The sequence below is a fragment of the Bacillus sp. hwrm1 genome (assembly GCF_040207805.1).
Classification (GTDB): Bacteria; Bacillota; Bacilli; order Bacillales; family Bacillaceae; genus Bacillus; species Bacillus velezensis.
The window spans coordinates 912,148-934,468 of record NZ_CP157943.1; the positions used below are offsets into that span (position 1 = coordinate 912,148).

General features: G+C 45.5%; 23 protein-coding genes. 9 read left to right on the plus strand and 14 right to left on the minus strand.

Annotated elements, in window-relative coordinates:
* Positions 1-2 precede the first annotated feature (2 nt).
* Both ABK447_RS04675 and ABK447_RS04680 read left to right on the plus strand, forming a co-directional pair.
* Positions 3-1,469: a nicotinate phosphoribosyltransferase gene (locus ABK447_RS04675; protein WP_015418109.1), complete on the plus strand. Its 1,467-nt coding sequence runs from the start codon at positions 3-5 to the stop codon at positions 1,467-1,469.
* Positions 1,470-1,598: 129 nt separating this feature from the next.
* Positions 1,599-2,822 carry an EAL and HDOD domain-containing protein gene (locus tag ABK447_RS04680; protein WP_007408678.1) on the plus strand — a complete coding sequence of 408 codons (1,224 nt, stop codon included), beginning with the start codon at positions 1,599-1,601 and terminating at the stop codon, positions 2,820-2,822.
* A gap of 6 nt (positions 2,823-2,828) precedes the next feature.
* On the opposite strand, the gene ABK447_RS04685 is transcribed toward ABK447_RS04680, so the two are convergent.
* Positions 2,829-3,170 (minus strand): hypothetical protein, encoded by a 342-nt coding sequence (locus ABK447_RS04685; protein ID WP_007408677.1) that lies wholly within the window; start codon positions 3,168-3,170, stop codon positions 2,829-2,831.
* A 462-nt stretch (positions 3,171-3,632) separates the two neighbouring features.
* Here ABK447_RS04685 and degQ point away from each other — a divergent pair, with 462 nt between their 5' ends.
* The 6 genes from degQ (at position 3,633) to ABK447_RS04715 (ending at position 8,427) form a co-directional block, all read left to right on the plus strand.
* Positions 3,633-3,773: a degradation enzyme regulation protein DegQ gene (gene degQ, locus ABK447_RS04690; protein WP_003152043.1), complete on the plus strand. Its 141-nt coding sequence runs from the start codon at positions 3,633-3,635 to the stop codon at positions 3,771-3,773.
* Positions 3,774-3,980: 207 nt separating this feature from the next.
* Positions 3,981-4,841, plus strand: a complete 861-nt coding sequence (locus tag ABK447_RS04695; protein ID WP_157774448.1) for a polyprenyl synthetase family protein — start codon at positions 3,981-3,983, stop codon at positions 4,839-4,841.
* On the plus strand, positions 4,810-4,983 hold the full coding sequence (comX, locus tag ABK447_RS04700) for a competence pheromone ComX (protein WP_012118314.1): 174 nt from the start codon (positions 4,810-4,812) through the stop codon (positions 4,981-4,983). Before ABK447_RS04695 ends, comX begins: the two co-directional genes overlap by 32 nt.
* A 13-nt stretch (positions 4,984-4,996) precedes the next feature.
* The gene (locus tag ABK447_RS04705; protein ID WP_124935036.1) at positions 4,997-7,297 is read left to right on the plus strand and encodes a histidine kinase; all 2,301 of its coding nucleotides are present in this window, start codon (positions 4,997-4,999) and stop codon (positions 7,295-7,297) included.
* Positions 7,298-7,377: 80 nt separating this feature from the next.
* The gene (locus ABK447_RS04710; RefSeq protein ID WP_003152052.1) at positions 7,378-8,022 is read left to right on the plus strand and encodes a response regulator transcription factor; all 645 of its coding nucleotides are present in this window, start codon (positions 7,378-7,380) and stop codon (positions 8,020-8,022) included.
* Positions 8,023-8,043: 21 nt separating this feature from the next.
* Complete coding sequence (locus ABK447_RS04715) at positions 8,044-8,427, plus strand: hotdog fold thioesterase (protein WP_012118312.1); 384 nt, start codon at positions 8,044-8,046, stop codon at positions 8,425-8,427.
* Between the two features lie 39 nt (positions 8,428-8,466).
* Here ABK447_RS04715 and mnhG read toward each other — a convergent pair whose 3' ends face one another.
* The 7 genes from mnhG to ABK447_RS04750 are packed head-to-tail and all read right to left on the minus strand — an operon-like array spanning position 8,467 to position 14,236.
* Complete coding sequence (gene mnhG / locus ABK447_RS04720; protein WP_003152056.1) at positions 8,467-8,841, minus strand: monovalent cation/H(+) antiporter subunit G; 375 nt, start codon at positions 8,839-8,841, stop codon at positions 8,467-8,469.
* Complete coding sequence (locus ABK447_RS04725; protein WP_012118311.1) at positions 8,825-9,109, minus strand: Na(+)/H(+) antiporter subunit F1; 285 nt, start codon at positions 9,107-9,109, stop codon at positions 8,825-8,827. Before ABK447_RS04725 ends, mnhG begins: the two co-directional genes overlap by 17 nt.
* On the minus strand, positions 9,109-9,585 hold the full coding sequence (locus ABK447_RS04730; protein ID WP_007408672.1) for a Na+/H+ antiporter subunit E: 477 nt from the start codon (positions 9,583-9,585) through the stop codon (positions 9,109-9,111). The genes ABK447_RS04725 and ABK447_RS04730 overlap by 1 nt, the downstream gene beginning before the upstream one ends.
* Positions 9,586-9,590: 5 nt before the next feature.
* On the minus strand, positions 9,591-11,072 hold the full coding sequence (locus tag ABK447_RS04735; protein ID WP_007408671.1) for a Na+/H+ antiporter subunit D: 1,482 nt from the start codon (positions 11,070-11,072) through the stop codon (positions 9,591-9,593).
* Positions 11,065-11,406: a Na(+)/H(+) antiporter subunit C gene (locus ABK447_RS04740; RefSeq protein ID WP_015418102.1), complete on the minus strand. Its 342-nt coding sequence runs from the start codon at positions 11,404-11,406 to the stop codon at positions 11,065-11,067. The genes ABK447_RS04735 and ABK447_RS04740 overlap by 8 nt, the downstream gene beginning before the upstream one ends.
* A complete protein-coding gene (locus tag ABK447_RS04745) occupies positions 11,406-11,837 on the minus strand; it encodes a Na(+)/H(+) antiporter subunit B (protein WP_007408670.1) in 432 nt (143 codons plus the stop codon). Before ABK447_RS04745 ends, ABK447_RS04740 begins: the two co-directional genes overlap by 1 nt.
* Positions 11,834-14,236: a Na+/H+ antiporter subunit A gene (locus tag ABK447_RS04750; RefSeq protein ID WP_100001586.1), complete on the minus strand. Its 2,403-nt coding sequence runs from the start codon at positions 14,234-14,236 to the stop codon at positions 11,834-11,836. Before ABK447_RS04750 ends, ABK447_RS04745 begins: the two co-directional genes overlap by 4 nt.
* 243 nt (positions 14,237-14,479) lie before the next feature.
* On the opposite strand from ABK447_RS04750, the gene ABK447_RS04755 reads away from it, so the two are divergent.
* Positions 14,480-14,698: a hypothetical protein gene (locus ABK447_RS04755; protein ID WP_007408668.1), complete on the plus strand. Its 219-nt coding sequence runs from the start codon at positions 14,480-14,482 to the stop codon at positions 14,696-14,698.
* Between the two features lie 43 nt (positions 14,699-14,741).
* Here ABK447_RS04755 and nupQ read toward each other — a convergent pair whose 3' ends face one another.
* The 6 genes from nupQ to malK all read right to left on the minus strand — a co-directional run bounded on the left by nupQ (position 14,742) and on the right by malK (position 22,190).
* Positions 14,742-15,701 carry a guanosine ABC transporter permease NupQ gene (nupQ, locus tag ABK447_RS04760; RefSeq protein ID WP_100001584.1) on the minus strand — a complete coding sequence of 320 codons (960 nt, stop codon included), beginning with the start codon at positions 15,699-15,701 and terminating at the stop codon, positions 14,742-14,744.
* Positions 15,702-16,748 (minus strand): ABC transporter permease, encoded by a 1,047-nt coding sequence (locus ABK447_RS04765; RefSeq protein WP_012118308.1) that lies wholly within the window; start codon positions 16,746-16,748, stop codon positions 15,702-15,704.
* Positions 16,741-18,273 (minus strand): ABC transporter ATP-binding protein, encoded by a 1,533-nt coding sequence (locus tag ABK447_RS04770; RefSeq protein WP_014418755.1) that lies wholly within the window; start codon positions 18,271-18,273, stop codon positions 16,741-16,743. The genes ABK447_RS04765 and ABK447_RS04770 overlap by 8 nt, the downstream gene beginning before the upstream one ends.
* Before the next feature lie 141 nt (positions 18,274-18,414).
* Entirely contained in the window at positions 18,415-19,488 is a 1,074-nt protein-coding gene (locus ABK447_RS04775; protein ID WP_094032820.1) for a BMP family protein, read from the minus strand.
* 400 nt (positions 19,489-19,888) lie between these two features.
* Positions 19,889-20,596 carry a response regulator gene (locus ABK447_RS04780; protein ID WP_003152077.1) on the minus strand — a complete coding sequence of 236 codons (708 nt, stop codon included), beginning with the start codon at positions 20,594-20,596 and terminating at the stop codon, positions 19,889-19,891.
* A complete protein-coding gene (gene malK, locus ABK447_RS04785) occupies positions 20,589-22,190 on the minus strand; it encodes a malate sensor histidine kinase MalK (protein ID WP_012118305.1) in 1,602 nt (533 codons plus the stop codon). The genes ABK447_RS04780 and malK overlap by 8 nt, the downstream gene beginning before the upstream one ends.
* Between the last annotated feature and the right edge of the window lie 131 nt (positions 22,191-22,321).

Here is a 22,321-nt window from a genome sequence, read left to right on the forward strand (position 1 = left end):
TTTTGGTGGAGCATGGTTTTAAAGACGACAGTTTGTCTTTACATACAGATCTTTATCAAATTAATATGGCCGAAACGTACTGGAGAGACGGCATTCATGAGAAAAAAGCGATTTTTGAGCTTTTTTTCAGAAAGCTTCCCTTTGAAAACGGCTATGCGGTATTTGCGGGCTTAGAAAAAGCAATCGAATACTTGGAGAACTTCAAATTTACCGACAGCGATCTGAATTATTTAAAAACGGAATTGCACTATGCTGATGATTTCATTGAGTATTTACGGGATCTTTCTTTTACCGGATCTCTTTACAGCATGAAAGAAGGCGAGCTCGTTTTTAACAACGAACCGATTATGCGGGTCGAAGCGCCCCTGATCGAAGCCCAGCTGATTGAGACGGCTCTGCTTAACATTGTGAATTACCAAACATTAATCGCCACGAAAGCGGCCCGCATTAAAGGCGTTGTCGGTGACGAAGACGCCCTCGAATTCGGAACGCGGCGCGCCCATGAAATGGATGCGGCCATGTGGGGAGCGAGAGCGGCTTTGATCGGCGGCTTCAGCGCGACGAGTAATGTAAGAGCCGGAAAGCGTTTTAATATACCGGTATCCGGCACGCACGCTCATGCGCTCGTACAAGCGTACCGCGATGAATATACGGCATTTAAGAAATATGCGGAGACCCACAAAGACTGCGTGTTTCTCGTAGATACGTACGATACGATCCGTTCGGGCATGCCGAATGCGATTAAAGTCGCAAAGGAATTCGGCGACCGGATCAACTTCATCGGCATCCGCCTGGACAGCGGGGACTTGGCGTACCTGTCAAAAAAAGCGCGTGAAATGCTTGATGAAGCGGGTTTCACAGACGCAAAGGTCATTGCTTCAAGCGATCTTGACGAGCACACGATATTAAATCTGAAATCCCAAGGAGCGAAAATCGATACGTGGGGCATCGGCACGAAGCTGATTACCGCATACGATCAGCCGGCTCTCGGCGCGGTTTACAAGCTTGTCGCCATTGAAGAGGACGGCAAACTGACCGACACCATTAAAATTTCGTCAAACCCTGAAAAAGTGACAACGCCGGGAAGAAAGAGAGTATACCGGATTATCAACAAGCTGAATCACCACTCGGAAGGTGATTATATCGCGCTTTATGACGAGCGGGTAAATGATCAGAAACGCTTAAAAATGTTCCATCCCGTCCACACGTTCGTCAGCAAATTCGTCACTGATTTCTATGCGAAAGACCTGCATGAGCCGATCTTTGAAAACGGCGTTTTATGCTATGATAATCCCGAAATTACCGACATCCAGCAATACGTGCAGGATAACCTCAAACTTCTGTGGGAGGAATACAAACGGATCAGCAAGCCGGAAGAATATCCGGTCGATTTAAGCGAAGACTGCTGGAGCAACAAGATGCAGCGGATTCATGAAATCAAAAGCAAGCTGAAACGGGAACTTGAATAGAAGACAAAGCGGCCTTTCCTTTCTCTGGAAAGGCCTTTTTGTTGTGATAATATTTTTCACATTTAGACAAATTTCGTCAAGTTATTTGATATACTTATGTTCGAAGGCCGCATCTAAGGGGGTAAATGAATGAAGGTGTTTGTTGCGAGACAGCCTATCTTCAACAGAAACGAACAGGTTGTTGCTTATGAACTTCTTTACCGGGAGAGCGAAGAGAACCGTTATTCGGCCGCTGACGGAGATAAAGCTACGACGGATCTCATTATTAACAGCTTTATCAACATCGGAATCGAAAAGCTGACTGAGGGGAAACGCTGCTTTGTGAATTTTACAGAAAGCCTGATGTTTTCAGATCTCCCTACCTCCTTTGATCCTGACCAGCTTATTATCGAAATTCTTGAGGACATACCGATCACTCCGGCACTCATCTCAAGATGCAGACAGCTGAAGAAATTAGGATATACATTAGCACTTGATGATTTTTACGCCATCAATCCGGAAAATGAAGAGTTAGTGGAACAGCTGATGAAATATATTGATATTTTAAAAATCGACTTTTTGCAATCCTCGCGTCTGGAGCGCAAAAAAATCATTCAGACGTACAGCTGTAAAAGTCTGATTTATTTAGCGGAGAAAGTGGAGACGAGAAAAGATTATAAACAGGCGGCCATAGACGGCTTTCACCTGTTTCAAGGATATTTTTTCAGTGAACCGCGTGTCATCAGCGGAAATGATCTGACGTTTCATTTTCATTCTTACTACCAGCTTTTAAGCGAATTAAACAATGACCAGCCCAATATACAGCGCGTGACGGAATACATAGAGCGGGACGTCAGCTTATCGTATCAGATTCTGCGTTTTTTAAACGGATCGCAAACAAGGCTGAAAAAAAAGATAGACAGCATCCAGCAGGCCATCATGATGCTTGGGCTGAATGAGATTAAGCGCTTGATTTACATTCTTTCATTCAGAGATTTAACGGCGAAAAGCCACTCAAGCCAAAAAGAAATCATTAAGATTTCCTTAATCAGGGCCAAACTGTGCGAACTGCTGGCGAAAAGAACCGGAAGGCCCCAGCCCTCTTCTTACATGCTGATCGGCATGTTTTCGCTCATCGATACGCTTCTCCACAGGGAGCTGGAGGATATCATCAAAGAACTGCCTTTAATCGATGAAGTCGGACAGGCGCTGCTCGGTTATGAAAACGATTATTATAAGATGCTCGCGTTCGTCAAAGCCATTGAATGCAACAACTGGGACTGTGACGAGTGGGGAAAAGAACTGAACAAAGAAGAAGCGTATGAATGTTACTTACAGGCGATCGAATGGTGCCGGCAGCTGATCGTGGATTGAGCCGCTTTAAGCCGACCACCTGAGGGCGATGGTAAACCGGCTTTGCTCTCTGATCAGACTGACACGGATGCCGTCGGGATTATACGTCACGTCAAAGTCATTTTTGATGCCGGTCTGCTTAATGAGCCGCTTGACCGCTGCGGTGTCAGATGATTGCGCTGCGGTGAGAATGCGGCGCGCAAGCTCTTTTGACGCCGACAGCCGCGCAAGGAGCAGGCGCGCATCCTCCAGCATGCCCGCAGCCTCTTTTGCGGACGCTGTCAAAATATCTGCGTGAACCGGGGCACTGGGCGCAGGATGCCGGTATGGCGCGGCGAAAACAGGACAGCATGGATACACATAATGCATACGGCGGCCTCCTTCCTGAGAAAACATTCGTTATAGAGTATAGGCGGCATGATAACGAGTTATGACATGCAAAAAGACCACAATGCGGGGGTTGCGGTCTTTTCGGTGTTTGTCGGTGGTTATGCGACGCTGTTCGCCCATTCTGTTTTGAAATTGCGACGGCAGGGACTATAGTCCTTGCCGGTTTGTCGGAAAACCGTTAAAAAAACAGCAGAACCGCCAGATTGGTCTGCTTCATCCTAAACGTCTGCCTTTCTGGTAGTTATATAGTCCTGTTCGCTAAATGCTCCATTCGGGACTATGGAATTACCACGGTTTGCGGTGTCACGCAGATACTTTTACACATACTTTTCGGTGAAAAATCCCGCAAAAACGTTTACACTATTAGTAACAGATCAAATACCTAGGACTCGTTCACCATACACAATTCATTGATCTTTCAAAAAAAGGAGTGTGGAAACGGTGGAAAACAAATTAGAAGAAGTAAAGCAATTATTATTCCGACTTGAAAATGATATCAGAGAAACAACCGACTCATTACGAAACATTAACAAAAGCATTGATCAGCTCGATAAATTCTCATATGCAATGAAAATTTCTTAAAAAGACTTGGAAACAAGTCTTTTTTTTGTGCATTTGTTATACAATTAATGGATAAAGTATTATATGATTGTTAAAAAACAATAAACATGCTGTATTTGAACAAAAGGGTTTAGTAAAATAAAGTGAGGGATTCATATAGCTAAGAAATTAACTCTAGAAGCAGAAGATGTAAAGGACACAATAAACCATATTCTCAAAAAAAATGATGTGAATAAAGAAGTAAGTAAACATGTTTTGAATTTTGCTGATACAAAAAACAACTTTCCATTTGCTGAGTTAGCTTTAGATCATTATTTGGCTTTTGGAGGGAATGATTTTGAAGAAATACTAGATTTAGGAGCAGGGATTGAACTGCTTATCTTAGCGGCTGATATTTTTGATGACATACAAGATAAAGATCGTCCAAATGCAGAATGGATGAAAATGGATCAGGCTGTATCTTTAAATATTGCAACCTTAATTTATACAATAGCTCTCCAAGTGATATCATCTCGAGATCCGGAAGGGTTATTACTCAAGACAGCTCTAAAATATACAGTTCAAGCTATGGAAGGACAACACATTGATTTGGTTGATAATACTTTAACTGAAAATCAATGCATTGAAATGATTAAGAAAAAGTCAGGGGCTTTGACAGCTTTAGCAAGTATGCTGGGTGCTGTACTTGCAACTAAACGTTATCAATCAGATGTGGAGCAGTATGCTTTCTATATAGGGGTTGCAGCTCAATTAAAAAATGATTTATTTGAGATAATGTATGTGAATAATACGGAAACCTTTTTCAAAAAGACAAATTTGGCAATTCAGTTCTTAGAGAAAAAATTCAACACAGTATCCACAGAATTGTTAAACAATAACTTTCAACAATCAGAGTTAAAACGGCTTCTCTTAGAATCTGGTGTTATCCATTATATGTCAGTTATGATTAATGTATATAATTTGAAAGTGAAAAATGGACTCGAAAATTTAAATTTGACTTTAGAGAACAAAAACTATTTAATTAAAAAAATTTGCGAGAATGAGAAGGTGGATAAAAATGCAGGAAATAGTAAATTATTTAGTTCGTAATCCCGAAATTGTTCAAAAATTGAGAAGAGAAGAAGTCAGTATCATAGGTTTAGATAAAGAAGAGGTGAAAGGGGTATTGCTTGGATTTGATCAATTAATCTCAATGAGTTCAAAAGACGAGATATATTGGAAACCGTCATGAAACAGGGGTAAATATGAAGTTATCTAAAAATACGTATTCCATTTTATTAATTTTACTCAGCTTGTCTTATATTTTCTATTTAACTTATATAAATGTAAATAATTTATTTGTAGGAGCCACCGCAAATGTTAATAACAAGAATCAAATAGAGATTACCAAAGTATCAGATTACACAATGGCTTATTATGCTGGTGTTAAAAAAGGTGACATTGTAATTAAAATTAATCAGAATAAGAGCGTTGAACCAAAAGATTTAAAACAAAATACATTGAAAAACGTAAGATCTATGACAGTTGAAAGATCTGGTGAAATAGTTGATCTCAAAAATTTAAGTTTATTAAGTGAAGACAACTTATTTGTTTATTTAATACCTGTTATTTTTTTCTTTGTATGCCTTAGTTGTATTATCCTTATTTTAAAAATTAATAAGGAGCAAGATTCAGTTTCAGCTTTTATATTGATCATCTTTTTACTCACTACTGGTATAGCATATGTAAGTGCGGGAGGTTCATCAAAAGGAGATATAATAAGCCGATACGTAAATGTCATAACTTTAATATCCGTACCGGTAAATTATCTCTTGTTTATTTACCAATATATCAAAGAATTTGGATACAAGATTTTTAACGGGAAAGTTTTTGTTGCTTTATATACAGTCCCTGTTATTAATATAATACTAGAGTTTTTTAGGCATTGCTTTGAAAGAGGAGTAGTGGGGAAAGTTAATCTAGTATCAATATCTCTCCTTTATTTAATAGCTCTATTTTTCATTACTGTAGGTTTAATAAAGTACAAAAAAACAGAGCAAGCAAATATTCTTAAGACTTTTCTTTTAATTAATATTTTTGCTTTCTCACCATTTGTATTTTTGTATGTGGCACCCTACATCATTTTTAATGACTATTATGTTTCTTCTTTTTTAGTTGCGCCTTTTCTTTTATTAATTCCTTTTTCTTTAGTTTATCAATTTATGACTAATAAAATCTATGAAATTGATTTTATTATTGGGCGGTTGAAATATTATAGTCTTTTAGCTGTCACTCCTACTTTACTTATTATTACAATTTATGATCTTGTACAAGATCCAAACTCAGAGTTTTATACGTTTAAACTAACTTTGCTGACATATATTATTATGTTGGCTGTGTTTTATTCAAAAGAGATCTTAGATTTTCGTTTCCGTTTAAAGCGTTTTTCTGAAAAACATAATTATCAGGACAGCATATTCAAGTTTACTCAAATAATTAAAGGAGCTTCATCCTTAAAGCAAGTATTCACTGAACTTGAATCTACTCTACTTGAAGTTTTGATGGTTAGTAAAGTATGTGTTTTAGAGGTAGAAGGAGACTTAAATGTAAGGTATTTTTTTAATGATAATGAGAAAAAATTATGGGAGCCGTATTCTCATCAATTAGCTGAAACGACAAGCGAAATTGGCAAGATAGTTCAGGTGGATAAAGGGTTTTTAATGAAAATAGGGGAACGGGGCACTAAATCATACATTGTACTGTGTTTATCATTTATGAATACTCCGAAACTAACTTGGGATGAGATTTCTTGGTTAAAAACCTTATCATTCTACACCAGTATTACGATGGAGAATGTGCTTAAAATCGAAGAACTTATGAATCATCTCGAAGATTTAAAGAAACAAGAGACAAACCCGGTCTGGCTCAAAAAGCTGATGTTTACGATCGAGGAAAAGCAGCGTTCGGATTTGGCCCGTGATCTGCATGATTCAGTGCTGCAGGACTTGATTTCTTTGAAGCGCCAGTGTGAGCTGTTTCTGGCCGATTTTAAGAAAGAGGAGCCTTGCCAGTTAGAGGTGCAGGACAAGCTTCATCAGATGAATGAGCAGATGTCGGATGTCATTTTGATGACCCGGGAGACGTGCCATGAGCTTCGGCCTCAGCTGCTGTATGATTTGGGTCTGGTCAAGGCGGTATCCAAGCTTGCCGCGCAGCAGCAGGAGCGTGCGCCGTTTCATATCCGTCTGAATACGGGCCGGTTTACGGCGGCGCTGGATTTGGATACGCAGCTGAATTTGTACCGCATCATTCAGGAATTTCTTTCGAACGCCATGAAGCATTCACAGGCGAATGAGGTGCTGATTATGCTGATCAGCATTCAAAATAAAGTGATTCTGCATTATGAAGACGACGGTGTCGGATGCAATCAGGAAGAAGGCGGCGGGCAGTCGATGAGCATGGGTCTTTCGGGTATTAAGGAGCGCGTCCGTGCGCTTGACGGACGGATGAAAATCGACACAAGTGAAGGAAACGGTTTTAAAGTAGATATTGAAATGGAATTGTAACCAATTTATCACCAAATCGACTTGGCAGAAGCCAAGTCTTTTTAATAAAATGGAAATGAGTGAGTAAAAGGGAGGAAACCATGAAAAAGATACTAGTGATTGATGATCATCCGGCTGTCATGGAGGGCACCAAGACGATTCTGGAAACGGACACGAATCTTTCTGTCGATTGCCTCAGTCCTGATGCCAGTGAACAATTCGTTCTCCGGCATGATTTTTCAGCTTACGATCTCATATTAATGGATTTAAATCTGGGTGATGACATCAGCGGCATAGAGCTTTCCAAGAAAATCTTAAAAGAGAATCCTCTCTGTAAAATCATTGTCTACACAGGCTATGAGGTTGAAGATTATTTTGAAGAATCCATCCGCGCGGGCCTGCATGGCGCCATCAGCAAAACCGAATCTAAAGAGAAAATCATGCAATACATATATCACGTGCTCAACGGACAGATTTTAGTTGATTTCTCCTATTTCAAACAGCTGATGACCCAGCAAAAAACAAAAACGTCTTCTTCCCCTCAAAGTGAGCAGGATCGGTTAACCCCGAGAGAGCGACATATTCTCCAAGAGGTCGAAAAAGGTTTGACCAATCAGGAAATCGCAGATGCGCTTCACTTAAGCAAGCGGTCGATTGAATACAGCCTGACATCCATTTTTAACAAGCTGAATGTCGGCTCCCGAACTGAAGCGGTGCTGATCGCCAAGTCAGATAACGTACTATAAATCTTGAAGGGAGAATGACCTATGAATCTGAACAATACATTGCTCGGCGCACTCGGTATTGAAATCACTGAAAACACGCCGGAGAGATGCGTGGCGGTGATGCCGGTGGATAAGAGGACGGTGCAGCCTTTCGGATATCTGCATGGAGGCGCGTCAGCAGCGCTGGCGGAGACTGTTGCAAGTGTCGGGGCCCAGCATTTTATCGACCGGTCGAACCAGGCGTGTGTCGGGCTTGAGATTAATGCCAATCATTTAAAATCCGTGAAAGAGGGCGGGACGGTCACGGCGATTGCGAAACCCGTTCACACAGGCAGGGCAACCATTGTGTACGAGATTAACATTTTCGATGAACGGGAAAGGCTGATCTGTGTTTCCCGCTGCACGCTGGCTGTTATAACAAAATAAACAAACAGCCGGAACCCTGAATCGTCCGGCTGTTTGTTTTTACAAATATGAATCTTCTTTTCGTTTGATCACAAAGTTTCTGATCCCTTTGTAATCATCCTGTACGCTTCTTTTATCAAGCGCCGCTCCCGAATTGTACGCGGCCCTGCATATGAGGTGCGCTCCGACCGGCGCCGTCAGCAGGATAAAAATGATGCCGAGCAGTATTTTTACAGATATTTCTCCGGTCAGCATCCACAAGTAGCCTAACACCCCGAGCAATACCAAATTAACGCCGAGTGTCGAGCCTTTTGAAGAGGCGTGGGCGCGCGTATACACATCAGGAAGCCTGAGTGTGCCGAAAGACGCGACCAGGCAGATCAGCGATCCCATCAGAATACAAACGGCGACGGCCCATTTAACGATTTCGATCATTTTCGATAATCTCTCCTTTCTCCAAAAACTTAGCAAAGGCAATCGTGCCGATAAACGATAAAATGCCGAGCAGCAGAATGATGTCCAAAAAGGCCGATGTGTTTAAGAGAATGGATACAAGCGCGGTCATGGCAATCAGATTAATGCCGATCCCATCAAGCGCGACGACCCGGTCCGGTATCGTAGGCCCTTTTATGACGCGAATGACGTACAGAAGAGTCGAAACCGCCATAATGCCGAGTGATAATTGCAGAATAAACGTAAACATCAGCGGCTCACCTCCTGAATGGCTTTCTCAAAAGAGACGCGGATGTCATGGATCGCTTTCTCCGCATCTTCAATGTCCATGGCGTGTATATAGAGAATCGACCGGTCATCGGAGATATCCATCACGAGCGTACCCGGTGTTAAAGTGATTAACAGCGAGAGCAGCGTGATCTCCCAATCCTCCGTCAATTCCGTCTTAAACGCGAAAATGCCCGGGCGGATGTTCAGTTTCGGCGATATAACGGTTTTCAGCACGCTGACATTGGCCAAATATAATTCCTTTATAAAGATCAGCGCCAGTTTGATGACTGACCATATTTTCCAAATGTAAAACGGCCGCGAGAAGAAGCGCCGGAAAAAAAACAGCGCCGCCAAGCCCGCGATAAATCCGGTCATAAAACCCGCCGCGCTGAGGCTGTTTGTGAGAAACATCCAGCAAACAGCGAGAAGAACATTTAATAATAGTTGAAAAGCCATGCCATCTACTCCTTCAAAACAGCTTCAATGTATTTTTCCGGATTCAGCAGATTCTCAGCCGTCTGATTGACATACGGTGAAACCCATTCGGTTCCGAGCCCGAACAGAAGCGACAAAAGGAGAAAAGCGGCTGCCGGATAAAGAAGTCCTTTTGCGGACCGTCCGCCTGCGCCGGGGATTTCTTTTTCTTCTCCCCAAAAAGCCGTCGTAAAAACCTTCAGCACGGAATAGAGCACAAGCAGGCTTGATAAGAGAATCAATACGGAAAACAAAGTTTCCCCCTTATCGAACCCGCCTTCCGCGATCTTCAGCTTGCCCACAAATCCGCTGAACGGCGGGATGCCGGCCAAAGATATGGCTGAGATAAAGAACATCCATCCCAAAACGGGATAACGGGTGATCAGTCCGCCCATTTTATGCAGGCTGGCAGTGCCCGTCAATGCGATAAGCGTGCCGGCAAGCATAAACAGCGCTCCTTTAATCAGCATATCGTGAATCAAGTAATAAACCGCTCCTTGAATGGAGGCCGGCGTGTTCATGGCAATGCCGAACAAAATCACGCCGACGGCTGTAATAATATTGTAGATGACGATTTTCATGACATCCGAAAAGGCGATAGATCCGATTACGCCGAATAACACCGTCAGCATCGCAAGCCACATCATCAATTGGTGGGTAAAGCCCGTATCGTGAATAAAGATCAGGGTGAATACTCTTAAAATGGCGTACAGGCCGACTTTCGTCAAAAGAGACCCGAATAAGGCCGAAATCGCAGCCGGCGGGGCGTAATAAGAGCCCGGCATCCAGAAATACAGCGGGAATATCCCGCCCTTTAAACCGAAAACGACGAGAAGAAGGACGCCGATGACGGTGATCAGCCCGGTCTGGCCCGATTCACTTATTTTTACGCTTAGATCAGCCATATTCAGCGTGCCCGTCACCGCATATAAGTAACCGACGCCGATGACAAAAAACGCGGATGACACAATGTTAAACACGATATACTTCAATGATTCTCTTAATTGAATTTTCGTTCCGCCAAGCACGATCAGCATGTAGGACGCGATAAGCAGAAGCTCAAAAAAGACGTACATGTTGAACAGGTCACCCGTCAAAAACGCTCCGCTTACGCCGGCCAGAAGAAACTGCACCCCTGAATAATAGAAAGCGCGCTCCCTTTTTTCTCCGATGGAGCGGAAGGAGTACAGGGTGACGAGCAGCCCGATTATGGCGGTTGTCAAAACAAGCAGTGCGGCGAGCTGATCCGCGGCGAGCACAATGCCGTACGGCGCTTTCCATCCGCCGAGTGTCAGCGTCTGAATCCCGTGTGTGAAAACCGTCTGAACGAGAGCGGCGCTGATGACGATGGAGACACAGGAAGCGGCAGTGCTGAATATCCGCATCAGCATCACGTGCCTGTTCATAAAAATCAGCAGCACTGCGGCAAGCAGCGGCACCAGAATAGGCAATATCACAAAGTTATTCATGTTGATCATTTCCCCTCATTCGATCCATATCGTCCGTTTTCAGTTCCTGATAGGCGCGAAACGCCATCACAAGCAGGAAGGACGTGACGCCGAACGAAATAACGATCGCCGTTAGTATGAGTGCCTGCGGCAGCGGATCGACAAACGACGTGCTTTTTCCGCCCAGTATGGGAGGAGCGCCTTTTTTCAGTCCGCCCATGGTCAGGAGCAGCAAATGGACGCCGTGGCTTAAAAGCGCGGTGCCGATAATCACGCGCAGCAGACTTTTAGAAAGCAGCAGGTAGGTTGCCGCCATAAACAAAATACCGGCAATGAAAGACATTAAGATTTCCATTATTCTTCCTCTCCAATCGTTTGAATAATGGTCATCGTCACGCCGACAACAACGAGATACACACCTAAATCAAACAAAGTGGCCGTCGCAAGCTCCGTATTCCCAAGCACCGGGAGATGAAAATGGCCGAATGTATGGGTGAGAAAGGGTGCTCCGAATAAGAACGAACCTGCACCTGTTGCAATCGCGATAAGCAGACCCGCGCCCGCCACATAAATAAAATTGACGGGCAAAATCGATTTGACGGTTTTTAAATCAAAGGCCAAAAGCAACAGCACGATGGCCGAAGACGTAATCAGTCCGCCGACAAATCCTCCGCCGGGGGCGTTATGCCCCGATAAAAATAAATAGAAAGAGAAAAGCAGAATGATAAAAGATACAAGCTTCGTTGCCGTCTGAAGGATGATGTCGTTTGTGTTTTGCTGTCTCAACGCTCTTCTCCCTCCTCTTTTACTTTTGTTCTGATCATGCCGTAAATCCCGAGTGCGGCAATCGACAGCACCGTGATTTCAAACATCGTATCAAATCCCCTGAAATCAACGAGGATGACGTTGACGATATTGTTTCCTCCCCCGAGCTTATGGCTGTAAGCGGTGAAAAAGGAGGAGATGCTGTCTTTTGTTTTTTCGCTGGAAGACGCGATTCCGAGCATTGTCACGATGACGCCGACACCGAGAGAAATGATAAAATTCGTCATCCGGAATGTTCTTGTCTTCTTTTTTCGCCGCATTTTCGGCAGATGGTAAAAACAAAGAAGAAACAAGGCAACGGATATCGTCTCAATGACGAGCTGCGTGAGCGCCAGATCGGGCGCTCTGAAAATCACGAAAAACAGCGCGAGTGTGTACCCGACAACACCGAGTGAGATAATGGCCGTCAGCCGCGATTTGGCGAACACAGTCGCAATCGTTGCGCTCACCATAACGAGGGACAGCACGATTTCATACAGGCCGATTTCAGCCATTCCTTTCGCTGTCATGGAAAAGCCGCCTTTCATGACGAACGCCGCTCCGATGAGAATGATAAACGCCGCAAAGATATACAGCAGATAATCCCGCAAAAATCCGGTCATATAAGATGACGTCAGCTGGTAAGATCTTTTTTCCATACTGCCCGTCACCGCATCGTAAAGCTTGTTCAGCGTCAGTTTTTTCGGAAACAGACCGTACAAACGCTCCCATTTAGACAGCGTTACGTAACCGATCGTGCCGACAATGATGATACCGAGGGTCATCATTAGCTCAGCCGTCACCCCGTGCCACTGGGAAATATGAACATGGAATGTATCTCCGCCGGTTAACAGAGCCGGATAAATGGAGTTCATCGCCGGTTCAATCAGGCTGTAAGACAAAACGTTCGGTGCAAAAAACAGACTGACGGCGCAAGCGGCAAGAATGACCGGCGAAATCAGCATGCCGAGCGGTGCTTCATGCGGCGTCTTTTCAAGCTGATCAGGTTTGCGCGCCCCGCTGAACGTTCTGAAAAACAGCTTCATGCTGTAGATGAAAGTGAAGACGCTCCCGATCCATGCGAGAACGGGGAACAGCACGCCCCATGTATCAAGACTGAAAATATCTGCATGAGCAATCCGCAGCATACTTGTAAAGAACATTTCTTTACTTAAAAAGCCGTTAAACGGAGGGAGGCCCGCCATGGAAAACGTTCCGATCAGTGAAACGGTGAACGTTACCGGCATAAGCGCCATCAGGCCGCCGAGCCTGCGGATGTCCCGTGTTCCCGTTTCATGGTCGATAATGCCGACCGCCATAAATAAACTTCCTTTAAAAGTAGCATGGTTAATTAAGTGAAACACAGCCGCGGTGACAGCCGCAGTAAAATACTCTGAATGCTGGTAATGAAGCGCGGCGGCTCCTGCGCCGAGCATCGATACAATCATACCGAGCTGGCTGACTGTGGAAAATGCCAGAATCGCTTTTAAATCGGTTTGTTTCATCGCATTAAAGGAAGCCCATACCATCGTGATCAGACCGACTGAGGCAACCGTCCAAAACCAGACGGGTGAAAATGCAAAAACCGGACTGAATCTGGCAATCAGATAAATGCCCGCTTTCACCATTGTAGCCGAGTGCAGATAGGCGCTGACAGGAGTCGGCGCCTCCATGGCATCAGGCAGCCAGATATAAAACGGAAACTGCGCTGATTTCGTAAAAGCCCCCAATAACAGGAGAACCATCGCCGGAATAAAGAACGGATGGCCTGCGATAATATGCACCTGGTTGACCATTTCCCTGATACTGAAAGAATCCGTCATCAGATACAGCAGGATAAAGCCGCCGAGCATGCACAGCCCGCCGCCGACGGTAATCAGCAGTGACTTTTCCGCACCGTAGCGTGATTTCTTCCGCTTATGCCAATACCCGATTAATAAGAAGGATGACAGGCTTGTCAGCTCCCAGAACATATACAGCACGATAACGTTATCGACGAGCACAACGCCGAGCATCGCGCCCATAAACATCAGCAGGTACACATAAAAGGGGCCGAGCTTTTCTTTGTCCTTCGATAAGTAAAAAATACTGTAAAGCGTCACCAAAGAGCCGATGCCCGTAATCAATAAAGCGAATAACAGCCCGAGTCCGTCAAGATAAACGGTATAGTTAATACCGAGGGACGGAATCCATTCGGCCGCATACCGGACGGTTTCCCCAGCCATTGTTACAGGGAGCTTGCTGATAAAGTAAACAAACAGCACAACGGGCACTATCAGCACAAACCAGCCTGTATGGACTTGTTTTACCCGTTTATAAAGAAAGGGAACGATAAATGCAAATAAAAAAGGCGCCAAAATCGCGAAATGTAACAGCTGCAACAGAAGACCTCCTTTGCTTGTTTTTTCATCAAGCAACTGCTTTATGTAAGAGTGAATCAATCAATTCACGGTCATAGGACCCAGTACAAATTATATCGCACTTTTTTTTACCCTGCTACGGCATAATGTATTCCTTTCTGTGTTTTTGTGGTCTTTTGAACCTAAAATAAATTTATCAAATATCCTGATCTTTGTATATACATTTATCTTTCAGATCAAGCTTTTAAAAAAGGAGCTGGTCAGATGAAGAGAAAGGCGGCGGCCTGTATTGGAATATTTTGTTCTATTATTGCAGGAACATTCATAGCGGACGATTTCTGCAAAACGCGGCAGCAGACGGAGGCAGATAATTGGGAGCGTTTTTTTCTCGGTGCGGAATACGCAGAAGACAAGCTGAGTGCGGCTGAATCAATGCAAACACCGTTTCAGCCGCGTGAGTATATCAGAATCGTATATAGATGAAAAGAGTTCCGGCACCAGGGTGCGGAACTCTTTTTTGTGGCAATCAGCGTTTTCCTTTAATGTAAGGGATGCCGTTGGCTTTAGGCGCATCCGCGCGGCCGATGAAGCCGGCAAGCGCGAGAATGGTCAGAATGTAAGGAGCCATCAGCATGTATACATTCGTAATGTCTTTGAACAGGGGCAAAAGCGAGCCGATAATGCTCAAACTCTGCGCAAATCCGAAGAACAGCGCAGCCCCGAGCGCGCCGATCGGATGCCATTTGCCGAAAACCAGCGCGGCAAGAGCGATAAAGCCTTGCCCGGAAATGGTGGAGTGCGTGAAATCAAGCGCGATCGTGGAAGCATATACACCGCCGCCGAGCCCGCCGAACAGCCCGCTGATCATGACGCCGATATAGCGCATGCCGAACACGTTGATTCCCATCGTATCGGCCGCCATCGGATGTTCCCCGACAGAACGGATGCGGAGGCCGAACGGCGTTTTGAATAAAATAAACCAGGAAACAAAGGCCAGTACGATGGCTAAAATCGACGTATAATATACGTCAGAAAAGAAAATCTTTCCTAAAACCGGAATATCGCTTAACCCGGGAATGTTCGTTTTGTAAAAGGGCTCCGGGATTTTATCAGTCTGGGCCTTTCCGTAGATCAGCTTGACGATAAACAGTGTCGCTCCTAACGCGAGCATATTGATCGCCACACCGGTTACCGTCTGATCGGCGCGGAAAGAAACCGCGGCGGCCGCGTGGATCAGTGAGAACAGTCCGCCGGCAATCATAGCCGCAGCCAAGGCGAGCCACGGAGCGGCGGCGCCAAGCTCGCGTCCGAAAAATAAGTTGAACATGACGCTTGTAAAGGCGCCGATAATCATCAGTCCTTCAAGACCGATGTTGACAACTCCCGATCTTTCAGAAAACACGCCGCCGAGAGCGGTTAAAATAAGCGGAGCCGCATATACGAGTGTTGCCGGGACAATAATGGATAAAATCTGCAGGAAGTCCACTTACTTCGCCCCCTTTTTCTTCAATTTATCAAGGATGAGACGGATGGCGTAGCTTGATGCCACAAACAAAATAATAATGGCGATGACGATGTCAACGACTTCAGAAGGCACCCCGGATTCAATCGGCATATTTAATGCCCCGACTTTAAGGCCGCCGAGAAGACATGCCGCCAGAACAACGCCGATTGCCGTGCTGCCGCCGAGAAGCGCAACTGCAATGCCGTCGAAGCCGACGCCGGTAAAGGCGCCCTTAACCGCCGCGTATTGAAAGGTTCCGAGTCCTTCCATCGCGCCGGCAAGCCCCGCGAAGGCGCCGGAAATCATCATGGCGTACATCATATTTTTTCTGACGCTCATTCCGGCGTATTGTGCGGCGTGCTGGTTAAAGCCGACAGCCCGGAATTCAAATCCGCTTTTTGTTTTATGAATGATAAACCACATGAGGACTGCCGCAAACAGAGCAATCAGAATGCCCCAGTGAAGGCGGGAGTAATCTGTCAGCTGTTCTAAAAACGGCGAGCGGAGCGACGCGCTTTCATGAATTTTGTCTGTTTTGTCCCGGTGGTCCGTCATGACATCGGAAATGAGATAATTGGTTAAATGAAGAGCGATATAATTCATCATGATCGTGACAATCACTTCGTGGACAAAAAAACGGGCTTTTAAAAATCCGGGAATCAGGCCCCAAATGCCGCCCGCAGCCGCAGCCGCCAATAACGAAAGCGGAAGGTGGATGTAAGCGGGAGCGTCAAAGGAAGCGCCGACCCACACCGCGGCGGTCCAGCCGACAAGGAGCTGTCCTTCAACCCCGATATTAAACAGGCCGGTCCGAAATGCGAATGCCACGGCCAATCCGGACAAAATATATGGCGTAATCTGCCGGATCGATTCCCCGATGTAATACACTTCACCGAAAATGCCGCTCCAAAGAGCCGAATACCCGCTTACGACATTGTAGCCGCTGGCGAGCATGATGACCGCACCCGCAGCTAATCCAAGGATGATCGCAATCAGCGGCACAGCCAGATGAGAAAGTCGATTAATCATGTGTTTTCCCCGCCTCCATTTGCTTACTTCCCGCCATTAAAAGTCCGAGCTCCTGCTCGTTTGTTTCAAGCGGATTGACGTTTGCGATGATGCTGCCTTCAAAGATGACGGCGATGCGATCGCTGAGATTCATTATTTCATCAAGTTCAAAAGATAACAGAAGCACCGCTTTACCGGCGTCACGCTGCTCAATGAGCTTTTTATGGACGAATTCAATCGCGCCGACATCGAGTCCCCGCGTCGGCTGGGCCGCAATTAAAAGATCCGGATTTCTGTCCACTTCCCGGCCGATAATGGCCTTTTGCTGATTCCCTCCGGAGAGAGCGCGCGCAGGCGTATATTCATCAGGTGTTCTGACATCGTATTCTTCAATCAGGCTTCGCGCTTTGTCATAAATCGTGTGTTTATTTAATATGCCGAAAGAAGAGTAGGGCTTTTGGTAATAACTTTGCAGCACGATATTTTCTCCGATCGGAAAATCAAGGACGAGCCCGTGTTTATGCCTGTCCTGCGGAATATGCCCGATGCCGGCTTCAGTGACTTTCCTGGGCGGCATGTTTTGCAGCTGTTTGCCGTTTAACGTGATCGTGCCGGCATTCGTTTTTCTGAGACCTGTAATGGCTTCAATTAATTCAGACTGGCCGTTTCCGTCAACGCCCGCAATGCCGACGATTTCACCGGCTCTGACTGAGAGGGAGAGCTGTTTGACCGCCTCAACGCCGCGCGCGTCTTTAACCGTTACATCAGAAAGTGAAAGCACTTCTTGTTTCGGATCGGCCGCTTGTTTATCCGTCTTGAATGACACTTCGCGTCCGACCATAAGGCTTGCCAGTTCATCTTGATCCGTATGTGCGACATCGAGTGTTGTAATGCCTTTTCCTTTCCGGATGATGGTGACACGGTCGCAGACTTCCATAATCTCTTTTAATTTGTGGGTGATGAGAATGATTGATTTTCCTTCATTGACAAGATTTTTCATAATCTGAATCAATTCTTGAATTTCGTGCGGAGTCAGCACCGCGGTCGGCTCGTCAAAAATGAGAATGTCGGCGCCCCGGTAGAGGGTCTTTAATATTTCCGCCCGCTGCTGCATACCGACGGAAATATCGGCAACTTTGGCTTCAGGATCAATGTGCAGGCCGTAACGGTCGGAAATATCGCGCACGTCCCGGGCGGCGCGCTGTCTGTCAATTCGGCCGAAAGTTTTCGGCTCTTTTCCGAGAATGATATTTTCTGAGACGGTAAAGGTATCCACAAGCATAAAATGCTGGTGCACCATCCCGATGCCGAGATCGTTGGCTTTGTTCGGGCTGTTGATGTGAACGCGTTCGCCCCGCACCCGGATCTCGCCTTTTTCCGGCTGATACAGGCCGAATAAAACGTTCATGAGTGTCGATTTTCCGGCGCCGTTTTCACCGAGAAGGGCGTGTATTTCGCCTTTTTTTACTTGAAGCGTGACGTCATCATTGGCGACGATTCCGGGAAACTCCTTGCGTATATTAAGCATTTCAATGATATAATCCACCGATTTGACGCTCCTTTTCAGAGATACTTTGATGAGAAAGAGCTTGGCAAAAGAAAAGCTGCAAGAGATGCAGCTTTTCCTTCACCGCTCTTTTCATAAAAGAGAGGGGATAAGCACGGAAGTCTCCTTATCCCCTGATTCTTACTCAGCCTTGAAGGATTTCAATTCTTTTTCAGTTGAAGGGATCTCGAGTCCGTCCGCGATTTTCTTCTTCCAATCGTCTGTTGCTTTGATGACGTCGTCAGAAAGGTTCTCCTTGTGATCCGAGATGCCGACTGCATCTTGCGCCAAACCGTATGTTAATGTTTTGCCGCCCGGGAATTTGCCGTCACTTGCTTTTTTCGTTAAGTCCTCTACGGCTGTATCCACTTTTTTGACCATTGATGTGAGAGTGACATTGTCTTTTGTGCCTTTGACTTGACCTTCCGCGTACTGGTCTTTATCAACTCCGATAACCCATACGTTCCGCTTCGGATCTTCTTTTTTCAGATTTTTCGCTTCTGTGAAGACGCCCGTTCCCGTTGCGCCGGCCGCATGATAAATGACGTCAACGCCTGATTTGTACATGCTTTCAGCCGTCGCCTTACCGACATCGGCTTTGTCAAATCCGCCCGCATATTTCACTTCGACGGTCGCTTTCGGATTTGCGGCTTGTACACCCGCGCGGAAGCCGATTTCGAATTTTTTGATCAATTCAGACTCCATTCCGCCCACGAATCCGACTTTTCCCGTTTTGCTCGATAGCGCAGCGGCCGCTCCCACGAGGAATGAACCTTCCTGCTCTTTAAATGTAAGGCTCGCCACGTTGTCTTTTTTGACAACGGCGTCAATGATCGCAAAATTTGTGTCTTTGCGCTGATCGGCGATGTCGCTGATGGAATCCTGCATCAGATACCCGACGCCGTAAATCAGGTCAAAGTGTTCCCGCGCTAATTTATTTAAGTTCGTTGTATAATCTGCATCTGATTTTGATTGAAGATAGTCAAAACCGCTTTTGCCTTTTGTAAGCCCGTTGTCTTTTCCGAATGCCTGAATACCTTCCCAGGCGGACTGGTTAAATGATTTGTCATCGACACCGCCGATGTCCGTTACCATGCCGACGGTAAAGTTTTTGCTGCCGGAGCCGTTTGCTTTGTCACTTGAACCGCATGCGCTTAATATGGTTCCGGCCGCCGCGATGAGCGCCATCGCCATTCCGATTTTGCGTTTTTTCAAAGATATAACCCCCCTGTAAAATATGGCTGTGCCGTTCAATTCAGACTGAGTCCCCGTACCGGATGCAGAATCGAAAAAACTTTCTGATAATAATGATGAGACGTCTCTCTTTTTCCCGCCTTGAGCGGCTGTCTCTTCCGTGTTCGGGACTTATGACTTATCTGAAAAGATCTGCTAACCAATCATAATTTATCATTTTACCCACCATAAATAAATAGAAATTTGCTTATTTTTTAAAAAATATCAATTTTATGAATCGGCTTCCTCATCTGGATAAAACAGAGGAGGATCAGCCGGGTCATTATCCTTATATAGCATACGAAAAAGGAATCTCAAGCCTTTTGTCACGGGATATAACAGTAAAAAAGCACCGTTCACAGCGGAACGGCGCTTTTTGACATTATAAATATTGTTTGATGCTGCTGACATTGCCGGTGTTGATATGATATTGGAAGACGGGTCTGCCGATCGTGCCGTACGCCATCTCTACATTCAGCACTTGTATGTCTTCCAGAAATTTAAGGTATTTCCGGATGGAGACTTGCGAGATTTCAGTATGCTTGGCGAGATCTTCTGTGGTAAAAGAGCCGTCACCGAAAGACTCAATGCTCGCCCAGATGAGTTTAAGCGTGCTTTTTGTCAATCCCTTCGGAAGGTGAACCTTTTCCGCCGCTTCTTTCTTTTGAAAAAGCTCGGCATCCAATTCTTTCTGTGTCATGCTTCTGTGTGATTGATAAACTTTCTGCTTGCGTCTGTAGTCGGAAAGAGCGGTTTGAAAGCGGTCAAATTCAAATGGTTTGATTAAATAATCGACGGCGCCGTACCGAAGCGTTTTTTTGATGACGTCCAGCTCGCTTGCGGCCGAAATGACGATGACATCAACCGATTCATTTTGTTTGCGGATTTCCGTTAATAGCTCAAGCCCGTTTTTTCCCGGCATGTAAATGTCAAGAAGGATGAGATCGATATGATGCTCGCTCAGCACGTGCAGCGCGCTTTGAAAGGATGATGCGATCCCTTTCAGCTGAAATCCTTCAATCTGGCTGAGATAGCGTTTATTTAATTCACCCACCATGGGGTCGTCTTCAACTATGAGTACATTAATCATCATTTTCCTCCTTCGGTTCATACGGAATGCGAAGACTGAAAGTCGTTCCTTCATTCTTTTCACTTGTCACAATCATATGGCCTTTTAAATTTTCTGTTGCCTGCTGGGTGAAATAGAGGCCGAACCCCCGGTTTGTCCCTTTCGTGGAATAACCTTGTTCAAAAATACGGGCTTGGTCTGCCGCAGACATTCCGGCTCCTGTGTCCGTAATCTCTATATCAAGCTGGCGATCCTGAAACCGCATTGAGCACGTAATGTTTTTTTTCGGCATCTGCGCCACCGCGTCGAGCGCGTTGTTTAACAGGTTTCCGATAATCGTAATGAGCTCATGGATGACGGCCGGATCCGCCGCATTCGGGATCAGACTGCCGAGCTGAATGTCCAGATCAGCGCCCTGTTCGCGTATGTAGCTTTGTTTTCCTAGAAGAAACCCTGCGAGAACCGGACTTTTGACATCACTTATAATCTCGCTTGTTTCCGTCTTCTGCTGAATGGCAATGTCTTTAATGTAAGTGCCGAGATCATCGTATTCTTTTAACTGGACAAGCCCTAAAATAACATGAAGCTTATTCATGAATTCATGAGACTGGGCTCTTAATGCGTTTGCATACATTTTAACACCGGACAGCTGTTCTGCTAAATGTTTGACCTCCGTTTTGTCCCTGAACGTGGCGATCGCTCCGACGGTTTGTCCTTTTAGATGAATCGGAACCTCATTAAAGACCAGCTCAAGCCCGTTAATGCGGATATCCCTGTCCTGAAGCGGTTTTTTCGTTTCAATCACTTGTTTCAGCCGGCTTTTCGGGAGAATATCGTTCACATCTTGATCGACCGGATTAGTCGGAATACCCATTTTAATAAAAAGCCGTTTCGCTTCCGCATTGGCGAGCTTGATTTTTCCACGCGCGTCAACCGCCAGGATGCCTTCCTTCGTTGATTCGAGCATGGCGCTCCGCTCTTCCAGGAGGGTGGCGATTTCATAAGGCTCAAGACCGTACATAATGTTTTTGACGGTGCGGGCGACAATGACGGCTCCGATGACGCCGACAAAAATACTTACGCAGATGATGAAATAAAGCGGTCTCAAACTGTGGCTGACGACATCCTGTATTTTGTTAAGCGAAATTCCGACCGAAACGACGCCCACTTGTTTTTTATCTTTTCCATAGATCGGTACGAAGGCTCTCATGGATTTTCCGAGAGTTCCCGCTGATGTGCTCGTTTTGATATGCCCGTGCATCGCCGGCTGTTCATCTCCGCCGGTGAATTTCTTCCCGATTTTATTTGCGTCGGGGTGGGTGAGGCGGATGCTGTTCATATCCATCACCACGACAAATTCGGTTCCTGTCGTATGCTGGACGTCTAATGTATAATCCCGGAGCTCTTTCAGCCCTTTTCTTGTTTGCAATGCCCGCGCGACACTCGGTGTTTCCGCGACCAGCTTTGCGGTGCGCAGCGCGGTCGTCCGTTCTTCTTCTTTCACGCGGTCTGCTGTTTGGACGCTGATCGTGAAAAAGGTGATACAAAGTGCGATAAGGACGACAATACAGACAAATATCGTTAATCGGGTTTGCAATTTTAATGTTTTTTTCATAACAGCCTTCCTTACGTTTATCATTCCCGCGTTCTACTTTACTCCGAAAAAGCCGGTTTGTGAAGATCAGGCCCTTATTTCGTAAAAGTGAGGAAAAATGGTATTTTTTATCTTGTCAATGTGTTTTAAGT

What these genes read in the sequence shown, in the direction of transcription:
- ABK447_RS04725 (WP_012118311.1), bottom strand. Translation starts at nt 9,109, where the DNA reads ATGTTTACGTTTATTCTGCAATTATCACTCGGCATTATGGCGGTTTCG.
- ABK447_RS04735 (WP_007408671.1), bottom strand. Translation starts at nt 11,072, where the DNA reads ATGAATAACTTTGTGATATTGCCTATTCTGGTGCCGCTGCTTGCCGCA.
- ABK447_RS04740 (WP_015418102.1), bottom strand. Translation starts at nt 11,406, where the DNA reads ATGGAAATCTTAATGTCTTTCATTGCCGGTATTTTGTTTATGGCGGCA.
- ABK447_RS04710 (WP_003152052.1), top strand. Translation starts at nt 7,378, where the DNA reads ATGAAAAAGATACTAGTGATTGATGATCATCCGGCTGTCATGGAGGGC.
- ABK447_RS04755 (WP_007408668.1), top strand. Translation starts at nt 14,480, where the DNA reads ATGAAGAGAAAGGCGGCGGCCTGTATTGGAATATTTTGTTCTATTATT.
- malK (WP_012118305.1), bottom strand. Translation starts at nt 22,190, where the DNA reads ATGAAAAAAACATTAAAATTGCAAACCCGATTAACGATATTTGTCTGT.
- ABK447_RS04680 (WP_007408678.1), top strand. Translation starts at nt 1,599, where the DNA reads ATGAAGGTGTTTGTTGCGAGACAGCCTATCTTCAACAGAAACGAACAG.
- ABK447_RS04765 (WP_012118308.1), bottom strand. Translation starts at nt 16,748, where the DNA reads ATGATTAATCGACTTTCTCATCTGGCTGTGCCGCTGATTGCGATCATC.
- comX (WP_012118314.1), top strand. Translation starts at nt 4,810, where the DNA reads ATGCAGGAAATAGTAAATTATTTAGTTCGTAATCCCGAAATTGTTCAA.
- ABK447_RS04780 (WP_003152077.1), bottom strand. Translation starts at nt 20,596, where the DNA reads ATGATTAATGTACTCATAGTTGAAGACGACCCCATGGTGGGTGAATTA.
- ABK447_RS04730 (WP_007408672.1), bottom strand. Translation starts at nt 9,585, where the DNA reads ATGGCTTTTCAACTATTATTAAATGTTCTTCTCGCTGTTTGCTGGATG.
- mnhG (WP_003152056.1), bottom strand. Translation starts at nt 8,841, where the DNA reads ATGATCGAAATCGTTAAATGGGCCGTCGCCGTTTGTATTCTGATGGGA.
- ABK447_RS04685 (WP_007408677.1), bottom strand. Translation starts at nt 3,170, where the DNA reads ATGCATTATGTGTATCCATGCTGTCCTGTTTTCGCCGCGCCATACCGG.
- ABK447_RS04715 (WP_012118312.1), top strand. Translation starts at nt 8,044, where the DNA reads ATGAATCTGAACAATACATTGCTCGGCGCACTCGGTATTGAAATCACT.
- ABK447_RS04705 (WP_124935036.1), top strand. Translation starts at nt 4,997, where the DNA reads ATGAAGTTATCTAAAAATACGTATTCCATTTTATTAATTTTACTCAGC.